Origin of the sequence: [Clostridium] scindens (genome assembly GCF_019597925.1) — a bacterium.
Lineage (GTDB): Bacteria > Bacillota > Clostridia > Lachnospirales > Lachnospiraceae > Clostridium_AP.
In genome coordinates this window covers 657,194-671,604 of sequence record NZ_CP080442.1, presented here as the reverse complement: position 1 = coordinate 671,604, position 14,411 = coordinate 657,194, and the positions used below count along the sequence as shown (strand labels likewise).

At 45.7% G+C, this 14,411-nt stretch carries 14 protein-coding genes; 2 read left to right on the top strand and 12 right to left on the bottom strand.

All coding sequences use genetic code 11. The annotated features are described in order from the left end of the window. Positions 1-2: 2 nt before the first annotated feature. Positions 3-1,460 (bottom strand): FAD-binding oxidoreductase, encoded by a 1,458-nt coding sequence (locus K0036_RS03020; RefSeq protein ID WP_025645351.1) that lies wholly within the window; start codon positions 1,458-1,460, stop codon positions 3-5. A gap of 430 nt (positions 1,461-1,890) precedes the next feature. Here K0036_RS03020 and K0036_RS03015 point away from each other — a divergent pair, with 430 nt between their 5' ends. Next, a complete protein-coding gene (locus tag K0036_RS03015; protein ID WP_025645353.1) occupies positions 1,891-3,132 on the top strand; it encodes an MFS transporter in 1,242 nt (413 codons plus the stop codon). Positions 3,133-3,206: 74 nt separating this feature from the next. Here K0036_RS03015 and K0036_RS03010 read toward each other — a convergent pair whose 3' ends face one another. From K0036_RS03010 to K0036_RS02985, 6 genes are all read right to left on the bottom strand, one after another. Further along, positions 3,207-4,214 carry a hypothetical protein gene (locus tag K0036_RS03010; protein ID WP_220430723.1) on the bottom strand — a complete coding sequence of 336 codons (1,008 nt, stop codon included), beginning with the start codon at positions 4,212-4,214 and terminating at the stop codon, positions 3,207-3,209. Beyond that, a complete protein-coding gene (locus K0036_RS03005) occupies positions 4,211-4,555 on the bottom strand; it encodes a PadR family transcriptional regulator (protein ID WP_220430722.1) in 345 nt (114 codons plus the stop codon). Before K0036_RS03005 ends, K0036_RS03010 begins: the two co-directional genes overlap by 4 nt. Before the next feature lie 304 nt (positions 4,556-4,859). Beyond that, the gene (locus tag K0036_RS03000; RefSeq protein WP_173693574.1) at positions 4,860-5,492 is read right to left on the bottom strand and encodes a TetR/AcrR family transcriptional regulator; all 633 of its coding nucleotides are present in this window, start codon (positions 5,490-5,492) and stop codon (positions 4,860-4,862) included. Beyond that, a complete protein-coding gene (locus tag K0036_RS02995) occupies positions 5,492-6,592 on the bottom strand; it encodes a radical SAM/SPASM domain-containing protein (protein ID WP_220430721.1) in 1,101 nt (366 codons plus the stop codon). Before K0036_RS02995 ends, K0036_RS03000 begins: the two co-directional genes overlap by 1 nt. A gap of 178 nt (positions 6,593-6,770) precedes the next feature. Beyond that, on the bottom strand, positions 6,771-7,727 hold the full coding sequence (locus K0036_RS02990; RefSeq protein WP_220430720.1) for an Rpn family recombination-promoting nuclease/putative transposase: 957 nt from the start codon (positions 7,725-7,727) through the stop codon (positions 6,771-6,773). Positions 7,728-7,911: 184 nt separating this feature from the next. After that, entirely contained in the window at positions 7,912-9,069 is a 1,158-nt protein-coding gene (locus K0036_RS02985; RefSeq protein ID WP_025645365.1) for an SAM-dependent methyltransferase, read from the bottom strand. Between the two features lie 174 nt (positions 9,070-9,243). Between K0036_RS02985 and K0036_RS02980 the strand changes: the two genes are divergently transcribed. After that, positions 9,244-9,567 carry a sporulation initiation factor Spo0A C-terminal domain-containing protein gene (locus K0036_RS02980; RefSeq protein WP_025645367.1) on the top strand — a complete coding sequence of 108 codons (324 nt, stop codon included), beginning with the start codon at positions 9,244-9,246 and terminating at the stop codon, positions 9,565-9,567. Positions 9,568-9,674: 107 nt separating this feature from the next. Here the strand turns inward: K0036_RS02980 and K0036_RS02975 are convergent, their stop codons facing one another. The 5 genes from K0036_RS02975 to alsK all read right to left on the bottom strand — a co-directional run bounded on the left by K0036_RS02975 (position 9,675) and on the right by alsK (position 14,411). Beyond that, a complete protein-coding gene (locus K0036_RS02975) occupies positions 9,675-10,517 on the bottom strand; it encodes an MBL fold metallo-hydrolase (protein WP_220430719.1) in 843 nt (280 codons plus the stop codon). Then, on the bottom strand, positions 10,504-10,812 hold the full coding sequence (locus K0036_RS02970; RefSeq protein ID WP_025645372.1) for a DUF1330 domain-containing protein: 309 nt from the start codon (positions 10,810-10,812) through the stop codon (positions 10,504-10,506). The genes K0036_RS02975 and K0036_RS02970 overlap by 14 nt, the downstream gene beginning before the upstream one ends. An 82-nt stretch (positions 10,813-10,894) precedes the next feature. After that, entirely contained in the window at positions 10,895-11,470 is a 576-nt protein-coding gene (locus K0036_RS02965) for a TetR/AcrR family transcriptional regulator (RefSeq protein WP_220430717.1), read from the bottom strand. Between the two features lie 35 nt (positions 11,471-11,505). Then, the gene (locus K0036_RS02960) at positions 11,506-13,335 is read right to left on the bottom strand and encodes a DUF975 family protein (RefSeq protein WP_220430716.1); all 1,830 of its coding nucleotides are present in this window, start codon (positions 13,333-13,335) and stop codon (positions 11,506-11,508) included. A gap of 152 nt (positions 13,336-13,487) precedes the next feature. Continuing rightward, positions 13,488-14,411 carry an allose kinase gene (gene alsK, locus K0036_RS02955; RefSeq protein WP_220430715.1) on the bottom strand — a complete coding sequence of 308 codons (924 nt, stop codon included), beginning with the start codon at positions 14,409-14,411 and terminating at the stop codon, positions 13,488-13,490.

Below are 14,411 nucleotides of genomic sequence, written 5' to 3'. Positions count from 1 at the left end.
GATTATTTCCGCAGCGGAATCAATGTTCCCATGTTCATAACGCCGTTTGGATCGAATGCCTGCTTCAGAGTCTTCAGCATATAGTAGGAAGATCCATACTCCTCTGTTACATATTTTGCTCTTGCCTTTCCAAGTCCATGATGATGAACGATGGATCCGCCGTATTTGATAACCTGCTCGCAGATAATCTGGTTGATTCTGTCATGATATTTGTTGATCTCTTCTTCCGGAGCGCAGTCTACAATATTGTAATAGTATACGAAATACATGTTCGTTCCATTGATATAGCTGTGAGAAGAGTGTCCTCCCATCAAAGTCATATCCGGTACTTCTTCCATGATTCTGTCACATGCAGTCTTGTAGATTTCATAAATATTATCCCAGCTTCCGGATACCTCTGTCGTAATGCCGATGTTCTGGGTAGCCTTGATTTCTTCCTTCTCTTCCGCGATCTGCTCTGGTCCCCAGTTCAGTCCGCCATACCATTTCTCGATCAGCTTCGGATCTACTTCTTCCAGTTCTGGATGCTTGGACATCAAATCCTTGATGCCTTCTTCGATCGCAGGCGTGATATTTGCCGGGCCTTCTGCCATCCAGATCAGGATTGCCTTGCCTTCTTCCAGCCAGGAGCTGAAGTGCTGCTGCGCATCTGCCGCATCATAAAGTCTTGCGAAAGATGGCTTATATCCTGCTACCATAACCTCGCGCAGGCAGTCAAATCCAAGTTTCATGTGCTCGTCATCCAGCTTGTATCCGATATAGCGGTTGTTCTCCGGCTGCCATTTGAAGAGTTTTAATGTAACTTCCGTAATAAAGCAGAGCGCCCCCTCGTTGCCGCAGATGATGTGTCTGATGTCCGGTCCTGCCGCACGTCTTGGTACATTCTTGATTCTGCAGATCTTGCCGTTCGGGAATACTGCTTCCATTCCAACGATCATATCTTCAATTCCGCCATACAGGGTAGAGAACTGTCCGATACTTCTTGTAGCAACCAGTCCGCCCATCTGCGCAAGCGGCTTGGACTGTGGGGAATGTCCTGTCGTAAGTCCTCTTTCTCTGAGCATGTCATCCAGTTCCTGAAGCGGTACGCCGCACTGGCAGGTAACCTGCATGTTGTACTCATCTACCTTGATTACTTTATTCATAGTAGAGCCGTCGATTACGACAGAATCCTTAAGGGCTGTCTCAAGTCCGCCCTCGATCGCGGAGTGTCCTGTCCTTGGCACTACGTTAATTTCATTATCATTAGCGAATTTCAGCACTTCTGATACTTCCTCGGCGCTCTTAACATATACGACTGCTGCCGGGATAGGCTGCGTATATACTTCGCATACCTGCTCATATTTTCTGTATCTGTCGATACTGCTTTCTTTTAATACCTGCTCGTCTGTTACGACCTGATCTTTTCCAAGGATATCAACTAATCCTTCTACGATTTGTTCTCTTGAAATAATTGCCATGACTCTGGGCTCCTTTCATTATAACGCATTTTTCTTTGCTTCTTCACCGTGGGAGATAAATGGGAATAAAAAAAGAAAAGTAACACAACACGAGCAGGGAACTCCTGCCACGCTGGTTACTTTTCTCTGAAAATCTCTTTCGGTAACTGCATATAGTATAAAACCATTTTGCGCAAAATGTCAATTGGTTATTTTTCATATTATTGGATCATAGTTTTTGTGCAGAATGATTATATTTCAATTTTTACTAGTTTTTTGATTGACTTTTTTTCACAAATATTTTATGATTCGTGTTAGTTACAAAGAGTGAGGAGAGAAGTAACGCTGTCAAGGCATTACTTTTCTCTTTTTTTGTTACATTCATAACAGATAGGGCGACTGCAGCGCCATATCACCACTAAATTATTATAGTTAATCTGGAGGCGAAATCATGAACAAAGCTTTTATTAAGAAGTATGGCACTCTGCTTCTTCTAGCAACTGGTGCCGGAATCATCTTTCAGTTGCCGTACATAAGAGAAACCTTCTATGTACCGATTCAGAATGCAATGAACCTGTCTAACGCGCAGATGGGACTGTTATCATCCGGTTATGCGACAATGTCACTTTTCTCTTATTTTATAGGCGGTATTATAGCCGATAAGTTTTCAGCGAGAAAGCTGCTTACTTTCTCCTTTATCGCAACGGGTGCCCTGGGACTTTGGTTCTCCACATTCCCTGGCTATACCATAAGCCGTGTTATCTTCGTACTTATGGGTATCTCTACTATTATCACCTACTGGTCCGCATGCATCAAGGCAACGCGTATGCTCGGTACTGAGGAAGAGCAGGGACGTCTGTTCGGACTTCAGGAAGGACTCAGAGGTATTATGAACGCTCTGCTTGTATTCGGTATGACGGCTGCATTTACTCACTTTGCAGATGAAGTTGCCGGAGCATCCGCAGCAATCAAAGTATGCTCTATCGTAGTTATTATCATTGGTATCCTTAACTTTATCTTTATCGAAGATACAAAGAAGGAAGAGAATTCCGAATCCTTTATAGAAGTTACAAAGGGTATGTTCAAGGCTCTCCTGATCCCGAGAGTATGGCTGCTTGTAGCAATCGTCTTCACTGCTTACAGCGTATACGGACTGATTGCATATGCAACCACATTTGCACAGAAATTCTATGGATTATCCGCTGCATCAGCTGCTACGCTCGGCGGTATCCGTTACCTCATCCAGGGTGCTGGCGGTATTGTCGGCGGTTTCCTGGCAGATAAGTTGAAATCCCGCTTTAAAGTTATCATCGGCGGATGTATCGGTCTGGCTTTATCTTTCGGCCTCTTTATCGTCGTACCATCAAAAGCCAGCCTCTGCGTCATGGTAGTAGCAAACTTCTTCGTCGGCCTGTTCTTTATCTACGCCGTAAGAAGCCAGTACTTCGCAGTGCATGACGATGCAGGCATCCCGCTCAACATGAGTGGCCGTGTATCTGGTATTGCATCCTGCTTAGGCTACACGCCTGACATCTTTATGTATACCTTAGTCGGCAGCTGGATGGATAATTACGGCAGGACCGGCTACAATATGACATGGGCTTATGCAATGGTTGCCGCAGTACTCTGTGCTATCATTACCTTTATCTTAAGCCGCATCGTGAAAAAGGAAAAAGCTGCAAAGGCACAGTAATTCCTTGAAAGCATTCTAAAACAAAAGACACGTCCCTAGGAAGCGAATCGCATCCTGGAGGCGTGTCTTCTTTTCTATCTGTCTGTTCCATATCTGGCCGTCTTATACGCAGTCGTGATGATCTCGCCTACAGAGGCGATCACAATGATTGCCAGCAGGACATTCGACAGGACGTCTCCATCCCACCCCAGAATCATCTTATTCTGCCAGAATACTTTGAATTTAAATGTATCATCAAACTGTGTCGCAACCTCCTGCGCGAAATTAGCATTCCAGAATGGCAGGAGCTTCAGCACGATAAATGCAAGAACGATACCTATGCAATTGGTCACGATACTGCTTAGCAAAACCATCTTGCAGTAGCATCCGTAAATCAGGCGGATGATCTCATTGAAGAATCCCACCGCCATCGCAAAAAGAAGTACCGGCAATATCACATCCCACCGTCCCAGGTTAAAGACAGGCACGTATGAGACATCCCTTCCGTTTACCGAATATGCTCCGATCAATTGCGGCGCAAAAATAAGCAGGCAGCTAAACAGCGCAAGAAATATCAGGGACGCGATACAGTCTCCTCTGCTGATCCTGGACTTCTTATTTGGAATCGGGCTTAGCATATCCGGCGACCACGGCTTTTCCTGCTTCAAATCCACTTTGATCTTCTGTCTCTCCAGAAATGCAAAGATCAAGGTAACGGTTCCAACGATTGCTAACGATGCCATGACTGCGTCACTGATAAACTCGCCGGCTATCCGGATGATATCCTGATAGTCAATAAAGCACTTCACCGCCGTGGCGATAAGCAGCCCTGCCCATATGCATGCAATCGCGATCTTCATCACCCAGACATAGTTATCGAAGTATTCAGGGCTGATGACATAATTCTTATATTCCCTGTACTTCCTGGCAAATACTGCCGGATCCCCAAGTTTTACGAACACTTCCTCAAGCGGCGCCCCTTCTGCCATATCTTCGATCAGTTCCCGAAGTTCCATTTCAATCTCGTTTCTTTGTTCTTTCGGGATCCTCTTTGTCACCTCATAGACATAGCGGTTGACTAATTCCTTCTCCCTGTCTGTCATATCTCTTCCTCCCTCAATATCTGCTCCATGTTTTCTGACAGTTGTTCCCACTGTTCTTTTAAGCGCCGGAATATGTCGTCTCCCATAAGAGTCCTGCTGTAGTATTTTCTCGGCTTTGACTCGCCCACATCCCACTGGCTCGTTAGTATTCCCTGCTTCTCCAGCCTGCGAAGCAGCGGATACAAGGTATTGGGATCTATCTCCACGCCCTTTTCCTCCAGGCTCTGCACAAGGGCATACCCGTACTTCGCCTCGCTGAGCTGGCTTAATACGCTTAATATCAAGGTTCCTCTGCGCAGTTCCGATATCAGGTTGTGCATCAAATCTTTTTCTTCTCCCATAGTGGCTCCTCCTTGTGTTTTCATTATACTGTGTGTCACACACCATTGTCAATATTAAAATATAGTACAGATAAAATATTTTTAATAACATTTTTGCAAAAATGGACGTCCCGCTCAGGGACATCCATCAGGCATCCTATTCTTTTAATTGTCATCAGTTCTATATAGCCTTTGCTTCCAATCGGCTCTAATTGTATCCTGGGATTCTCTTCCTCTTAATCCGCTCCTGCTTCCACTCCTTGTACATACTTTGGCGTTTCTGGCTTACGGCAAGGCTGAGAGCCAGAGACATGCCGGCTCTCGACTATTCTTTCTCTTGGCTTCTCCGGCTGTATATTTGGTAAAATTCCTGTATCTGCCTGTCCAGGATGTCAAGGGCCTCCGATACGCCCTCTTCCCTGCCATTATATTTGCTCAGCAGAAAAAAGATAGGCGCATAGAAGCTGATTGCCATTATTTGCGGATCCCCTTTTGCAAAAGAGCCATTGTGTATCATCATACTGAAGAGCTGCTTCTGGTACGCAATGCTTTCTTCCATGAATATTTGCCTGTAAATCTCGTATATCTCCGGATTCTGATACTGCTCCATATTTGCCAGTCGCCAGAATCGGGAGATGAATTCATCCTTCAGATAAAAGAGAAATGCCTTACGGCTGAACTCCTGCAAATCTTCAAGCGTGATCCTGCCGTAGAACTTCGCGGCCTCTTCCAGTTTTTCTTCATCCGGCAGTCCGATTTGCTCTGTCATGCACTCCATCCTCTTGCGCATCTTTAGGACAATCGTATCAAAGATTTCTCTTTTACTCTTAAAATGCTTATACAACGAACTATCCTTAATTCCTACCGCATCTGCTATATTCTTGACGCTGGTTCCTTTAAAGCCCTTTATTGAAAACAGAGTCAACGCCTCATCCACGATTCTTTCTCTCGTTGTCATTAAAGATTCCCTCCCAGCAGTTCTTTTACTTTTTTCTCTTGCTCAAACAGCACGCACCCGCCAATGTGCTCACCCATCAGCGCTCCTTCTTCCTTAAGCCTTTTAAATAGAGGGGACCCCAGCGCCTCTTCCAAAGATGCTTCTGTAAGGCAGGTATCGGAATATGGAGAAAAGGGACACGGCTCCGCGCCGCCGCTGGCATTGATATGGAAAAACCCCCTTCCGGCCGCCAGACATCCGCCGGAACTTTTCTCATCTCCTGGGAACGCTATGTACAGCATCTTCTCATCTTCTTCCTTAAGTACCGCAAGCCGCTCCTGCATGGCCTTCCTGTCAGAATCATCAAATGCCAATTCCATGCTTGCATGGTCAACCGGTACATACTCTACATAGATAACGGCTTTGCAGCCGGACATCCTCAGATCCTCCAGGAATTCCTCTGACAATACCTCCTTCGCATTTTCCTTATGTATGGTTACCGATGCCCCGAATAAGATCCCACTTGACTTCAGATCTTCCATCGTCTGCTTTAATGTACAAAATACGCCATCCCCGCGCCTTGCATCCGTCGTTCTCTCGTTCCCTTCTATGCTCAGCACTGGCAGCAGATTACGGTTCCTGGATAGCATTTCCAGAGAATCATTGTCCATTAAAGTTCCGTTGGTAAATACAGGGAACAATATCTTCTTCTGCCGTCCCGCCGCATAAAGTACGTCCTTCCTGACAAAAGGCTCGCCGCCAGCTAAAAGGATAAAACTGATCCCCAGCCCTGCCGCCTGTTCGAATATTGCTTCCCATTGTCCGGCATCCAGAAGTTTTTCCTTGCCATCCTCTTCATCGCAGCAGCTGTGATTTGCCCGGGCATAGCATCCTTTACAGTGAAGGTTGCACTGACTGGTAATGCTGGCAATCAGGAAGGGCGGAATGTGCCTCCCCTCGCTCTCGGCTTTCTGTCTCATCTGCCTTGTCCGCTTATTTTCTTTTACTGCCTGCATCATATAGACGCTGGCCATAGGATTCTTGGCCGAGGCTTTCATAACGCCTTTTACGATATTTTCTACTCCGTTGCTCAGATAGGACTCCAGATTAAACTCTCCCATTCGATGCACCTGCTTTCTGATTATTGCTAGTAAGTACTAGCCTTTTCTTCATTTTAGCAAGTGTTTACTAGCCTGTCAATGAATTTTACTGCTGATTTCTATTTTATCAATTACAGTACGCCGATAAAAAACGAAGCGGACATTCTCCATCCGCCTCGCTTCCTGTCTATGTATCAACTTATAATTGAAAATCGTGATATAGCCGCTGGCGATACTCCCTATCCCCCACTACCTTCGATATCTCTTCCTCTCTGGAATCCGCAAGCAGCCGTTTTATCAACTGGTTCAATCGTTCCTCGCCTTTTTCCATGCCCTTTTCCATACCTTCTTCATATAGTTCCTCTAATGCCTTGCACATATCAATCGCCTCCTTTTCATCGCCTGCGATATCCTTCAGCTGCTTTTCAGAATTAAGGAATACTCTGGCTGCACGATAAGTTTCCTGATCCAGATTACTAAAATAGTCTTTATGCTGATTAATGTATCGAATTAATTCCCGCTTCTTTCCCCTGTATTTTAACATGCCAAAAATCTGTTGTAAATCCGTGCGAAAAAGTTCTGTCCGTTCCAGCCTTTCCGCGTCAATCAGATTAATCCTATAGTTCGGGATATATTCCTTGATACGCCTGAATTTTCCGCTGCTGTCATCCAGACGAAGCATTCCATGAATATTAAGGCTTGCATCCCAGGGCTTTGTCCCATAGTATAGAACCGCGGTAATCACTGGATAGAGGCGATCTCCTTTCCGAAAGCGGGACAAGAATTCTGCATCCGACATCTTTTCCCTATTCTCGCTGCGCTGCTCCCATATCTGATTCATCTGCGAGGTATATGCCAGTCCATCATATATCATATTCCTTACTGGCATAGCGTAATGAATCTTGTCCTGGTTTTCCACAGCCATCACCGCAAACGTCGCCGTATTTCCCCATCGCTTTACAATGTCTCGATAACGCTTTATCCCACTCTCCCCTCCTGCCTTGTCAGGAACAAAGATATCTGCCTCTCCCTCCATATCTTCCAAATCCTGCGGATGCACGACCGTGATGCCTCCGAAAATCATCATGTTAAATAAATCTGCAAACCGGTCTTTTGCAGAAAGCCATTGTTTTACTGCTATGTCGTTCTTACCCATAGACTGCTCCCTTCTAAAATATCATCATTCAAATTGAATTGGCCCGCAGAATCCGCGGAAGAGTTGCTGACGCCAGCTTACTGGCAAAATAGAATAGATAATATAGGATACGTTAGCACAGATTCCATAGAAAATCAATAATCAATTAGGGGAGACGGCGCATGCGGCCTATCCCCCCTTATGCTTATACCACCCTGGTCATCGGCAGTCTGTTGTTGATTCCTTTTGAGACCAGGATCTGGTGCAGATCAATAATTCCATTATTAAATGTCGCTGCGCAGGAAGCCAGGTAAAGTTCCCACATGCGGGTAAATTCCTCTCCCTGCATTCTGGCAATCTCCGCTCTATGCTTCAGGAAATTCTCCCGCCAGCAAAGCAGGGTTCTATTATAATGACGGCGCAGACTCTCAATATCCAGCACGTGGAATTCGTATTCTGGAAGAATATCAATAATTTCGCGCAGGCTGGGGATCGTTCCTCCCGGGAAAATATATTTTTTTATCCATGGGTCGCCCTCATGCTCCTTCTGAGCGCTGATGTAATGCAGAAGGAATAACCCTTCCGGCTTCAGCACTGCTTCCGCATTCTCCATGAATAATTCATAGTTGCCTCTGCCCACATGTTCCAGCATCCCTACGCTCACCACGCGGTCAAACTGGGCGCCGCTATGCTTCAAGTCCCGGTAATCCATCAACTCGACTTGCAGACAGTCCTTCAAGCCTTCTCTCTCGATATCCTCTGAAAACTTCTGGTACTGCTCTTTGCTAAGCGTAATGCCGGTTCCCTTTATCCCATATTTTTTTGCGGCCCGCATTAGAAGGAATCCCCATCCACATCCAATATCCAGCAAGGTCATTCCCTCCTGAAGCTGCAGTTTCTCCAGAATATGATCCGCCTTATTAACCTGCGCGTCATACAGCGTATCCTCTGCATTTTTAAAATATCCACAGGAATAGCTCATCGTTTCATCCAGCCACAGACGGTAGAATTCATTGCCGATATCATAGTGAGACCTTACCTCTTTTTCTTGGTTCTTTTTTGCTTTTGATGTAAGGATTAATTTTTTCAAAGCAGATTTATCCGTCTTAAACTTTCCCATCTGTCCAAGAAACAGATTCAAGACTTCATATAAGTCTCTGTCTACTTCCAGTTCTTCCTTCATATAAGCCTCCCCAAGCGCCAGAGAAGTACTGGTCAGCAATTCTTTCTTGTCCAGATCTTCGTTAAGCGTGACCGTAAACTCAGGCCGGTCCCTTCCTACGATCATGCTTTCCTCACCACTTTGAATCCTGAATGCTACCGGTATGATGCCGCCTAGATAACTTGTCAAAAATTCGTTCATAATCTGCCTCCCTTATATCATTATCTGCTGCTTCCTATTATTCCCATAAAGATCCGGAGACATACAGGCTTCTGTTTCCGCTTTGTCGAATTCTATATGTTTTCATAGAATTCGCTCCACTCCTTTGTATTTTCTGCCCTTTAAGTGTTATTAATAACGAAAGGAGGGGAAATTATGGATAAACGTGTTAAAGATACTTTGCTCACTCTTGGCATACGTTCTACGTACCAGGGCTTCCACTATATTAAGCATGCTCTATGTCTCTGCCTTGATGACGGAGATAAGATCCAGTCCATCTGCAAGTACATATATCCGGAAGTTGCCAGGAAATACCAGACATCTCAAGATAATGTCGAACATTGTATGCGCACCGCCATAGCTTATTGCTGGTATAATGGAAACCGGGAATACCTAATAAAAATAGCCCGGTATCCGTTGAAAGAAAAACCGACTAATAGCGAGTTCCTTGATATCCTGTATAATGCCCTTGAAGGTTAACCCGTTTCACGGGTTTTCTTTTCATCCATTATAAGGTTTCTATTGATCCATATATTTCTCTATCCAAAAATTGAAAAGAGAGCACGAAGAACGTGCTCCCCATATCTCTATCTATGCTCCAGGCTGCCCAGTACGCTCCTATAAAACAGCGGATTCCTGGATAGATGCTCCATCCGAAGTTCTTTGCATATCTGCCCCATCTTCTCCTCCATGCTCCGATCTGCATATTCCAAGAATACTGCTGCCGAACACTTCTCGATATCTGCAATTATATGAAATGCGCTATCCAGGATAGCAGATATCTCGTCGCTTGCATACACCCTATCCCAGGCAGGACAATAGAAATCTATGCCTTGCATCCTCCTTATCTTTTCTATCGTCTCTTTGCTCTTGCCGCTGTCCGTAAATATAGGCAGATCGCCTTTTGCAGGAATAGAATCCCCCGTAAAAAGCACTTTAACTTTCCCCTTATCCAGGCAATACGCCATAGACCCCCTCGAATGGCCCGGAACTTCCGCCGCGCTTAAGGTCATGCCTTCTTCCAGCACGATAGTCTCGCCTTCGGCCAAGATCTTATCGATCTTTACCGAAGCATTGACCAGTTTATAAAAATTAGGAATCGGACGTTCTGCAAACTGACGGTCTATATCTTCCATCCAATCTCGCTCCCTTGCGCCTGCGTAAATCTTGCAGTGGGCCAGTTCCTGGATTTCTAACGCGCCTCCAATATGATCGGGATGGGAGTGGGTAAGAAAGATGCCTTCTATCTCTTCCAGCCGCCTTCCAATCGATTCCATATAATTTCCAATCTCCCGGCTGGCGCCTGCAACCCCGGCATCAATCAGAAAACAGGAACTTCCGGTTAGCAGATATACATACACATACCGCTTTACATCTTCCGTCACATTAAAATCAATTCGAATCTGGTGCACATGATTACAAATCTCCATAGATCTCCTCCTCTATGATCACCGCCTGGGCATCAACCCACGCTCTTCTCTTGTCCGCAATTTCCTGATACGCTTCTGATTGGAAACATGCATCCAACTCTTTCCTTGAAGGAAAACAGATGATAATCAGGCGATCCGGCTTCCAGACATTTCCCAGGTATTGTATCTTCTCCGAGCGTACGAGATATTTCCCGCCATGCAGCTCTACCAAAGGCTTTACCTGTCGGATATAATCCTCATAACTTCCGATCCCCTTCTCTTCATCTATCTGCACGCTTACAACAAAATAAGTCAAGTCGTTCTCCTTTCTATGCAAGCATTCGCTTGCATTCATGTTAAAAATATATGGCACCTTTCAGTGCCATAATAATGGTTCTTTATAGAATCCCTTTTACAAAAGTGTTTATGCTACTTTCGATATACGCTGCACTTTCGATCGGTGAAAGTTCAGAGCCGAAAGATGCCTTCAAAAATACGAACCCAAAATTCATGGACAAGAACATCATTGCCAGTTCCTCCGGATCTGCCCGCCGGATCTTTCCTCGTTCCTTCATCTCCACAAAATATTCTTTTAATGCCTTCTTGAAGGTCTGAGGAATCTTCAAGATTCCTTTGGCAGTATAAGGATATAATTCAGGCGTACGAAGCCCGATAGATACCTTTACCATTCGGGGCGTTACCTTCTGCATATAAACTTTGGAAAAACGAGTAAGATCTTCCAGCATATCTCCCGAATATCCTTCAAAGTCTTCTGGCTTTAAATCCGGATTCCACTCCGGCTTTTCCATCGCTGCCAGTATGACTTCCTTCTTACCCCTGAATTTGCGGAAAATTGTACATTCATTGATCCCGGCGCTTCGGGCAATGTCTTTCGTCGTGGTATTGGAATATCCTTTTTCCATCACCAGTTCCATCGTCGCTTTAATAATCTTTTCCTGGGTATCGTCAAGCATATTCAATCTCCTTGCAAGTGATCACTTGCATCTTATCATTTATTGGCATACATGTCAAGTCTTACATCCCTGCTTTGATAGTCCGTGATCCCTTTTCCCGCATTGGGATGCTCCGACGAATATGCGGCATCTCCTATATAGGCTCCTAGAAGTACCAGACAGGCAGGAATCACTACCTTTAGCTTCTGTCTCCGTATAAAGTTATCCAGGACAGGGGCCAGCGCATATACAATAGCCATGCCTCCCACGCCAAATACCAGCAGCCCTTCCGCGCAGATGCGGCCATTCAGGTTCAGGAAATATCCGCTATAATCCCACCATTTCTTTCCCTGGGTCACTTCCAGATAATAAGAAGTAAAATATTCCACCACTCCGCACAATACGACGATCGCCACAAATTCTGCCGCCGGGTTCTTGCGAAACTTATTGAGCACGGTAAGGATCAGAACGCCGCCGCTTCCATATATCGGAAGCCATGGGCCATGGAGGACTCCGCGGTTGACAAATTCACCGTCATTTACCAGATGAAGACTTACTTCCCATACCCATCCGATGCAGGAAAATATAAAGAATAATAGTATCAGGGACCACACCGTATAATGACGCATATAATGAACCGTCTCTACCTTCTGCCGCTTCGCCATCTCTGGAATCGGATCCAGGCGGCTGGGGTAGCACTTCCCTTCTACCGCTCTTTGCAGGGCAAAGATCCTGGTCCGCTCTGCCTGATCCTTCTCATACTCTCTCTCTTTTGCGCTCGGGAACAGCAGGATGCCCAAATAGTCCGCAAAGAACTTGCGGATGCCTTTCAGGTCGTCTATCTCCTTCTTTGGCTTTTTCATCACCGCAATCACATCAGCATATGCAAGATCCAGTGCTTCCCTCCCGGCGGGCCGATACAGATAGATATCATTTAACTGCTGCGCCTCCGGTATGTTCCGTTCTTTGGCCATTTTTCTAAGGGCAACATAATACTCTGTAAAAGATGCCACCCTGTATGGATTGGAATACAGCACCTGTGACAGCCCCATCGTAACTGCTCCCAGCATACTCCATCCAAGAAATGACAGTTCAAATACAAAGCATTCCCACTTATGCCCATTCATCATCTTCCTGGACAGCCGGATTGCGTTCTTTGCGGAAATATCCGGATTCTCTGCCACAATATATGGCACCATGTAATAAGAATAATGCTTGATGATCCCTCCAATAACCGTCAATGACCACAAAAACTCATATATGTATTTGACCAGCATGGTCCATGCCGCCTTCGTCCATTTCCGCACGCGGAACAGAAAAAGGAAACGCTGGATCGGCACGATCTCAAAATTACGCCCCTCCAGAAATATCCTTCTGGAAATCACCATATATACATTGGTAACAAAGAACCAGAAGCCCAGCATCAATGTCATGCTAAGGCCAATCAGGATCAGAAGCGCCACCTCTTTTGACTTCACCATTCCATTGACCGCAGACGCGATGGTTACAAATAAAGAGCCGGATGTAATAGAGTTCACCGCCTGGGCCAGCACGCCTCTGCTCCTGCCAAATGCGGGATTCGCTTGCCCGGACTGCTGAATCTGCGCCTGCCTGATCTGCTCGGACAGCTGCTTTCCTTCCTTCTCATTGCCGCTGAGGATATCATTCATAACATCCCACGCGCCTGCCTGCTGAAGCGCGGTGTTCCCGGAAGATGGACTTCCTTCTGCCTCTTGGGCCGGCTTTACATTCACCTGTGCAAAACTCAGAGTCCCGGAAAATTCCACATTCAGAAAAGCCGCGATCAGGCACGCAGCCAGGAAGATCCAATAGTGCTTCTTTAGGCTGCGCTTTGCTGCCTTTTTCATTATTTTTCTATTCATCATTCGTACCTTTTACCAATCCTTCATTCTAGTAATCGCATCTATTATAAGACAAATGGCCAGATTGCACAACCTTTAGGGCGGGATTCCTCTATGCCCGGGGCTGCCGGTGATATGCAAAGCGGAGAGACTTCATAGCCTCTCCGCATCGTACTTTATATAGGTCTTAATTTCCTTCTTGCAAACACGGCCGCGCCGATCACTCCTTTTCCTACGAATTCTCTCGAATACAGATAATCGAATCCATAATACATGACATCCGTTCCTGTATTCTTGTTTACTTCTCTTTCAAATTCTTCCTTGGGAAAGTCCTTCATCTCCGGCACGCCGCCTCCTACAATCATGGTGTCCGGATTAAATATAGTAGCCATGACCGCGTATATATTCGCGCACGCCTGGATGAATTCCTTAAGCGGGCGTTCATCCTTGTGCTGCGTAAACATATCTTTAATGTCTGTATCCGGGTAATATATTTTTCGGATTTCCTGAAGTCTCCAGCCGGAAGCGTAGCATTCGCAGCACCCCTTCTTTCCACAGCTGCATTCCACCTCGCCCTGGAAGTAAGGCATATGCCCAATGTCAAGTTCCGCTCCGTTCTTTCCTTCCAGAGGCTTTCCATCTATCACCACCGACGCGCCCACTCCTGTTCCGATATAGATTCCTACTACCACCTTTTTCTCTTCCAGCTGGTTGGCGGCAATATCATACAGCATGATATTATTTACATCGTTGTTGATAAATACGGGAATCTGGAAATGCTCCCTGACGTCCTTTGCCATATTCGTATGGGAAAATACAACTTCTCCCGCCCGATTTCGTATATTAGTGGTGCAGATCACCGTTTCCTTGTCATTCTCCACGGAGGAAGGAACCCCTATAGAGATTGCTTCCACATTCTCGAGCTGATTCTGCTCTATATAGCCTGTGATAATCTCGCAGATCTTTCCAATTGGATTCTTTGCATCCGCCACAATCGAACTTTTCATTACTCTTGGAGCCAGCATTCTGTTATCCGGCGTTACCGCTCCAATCCGCAGATTGGTTCCCCCAAGGTCAATTCCAATAATTACGCTTTCCAT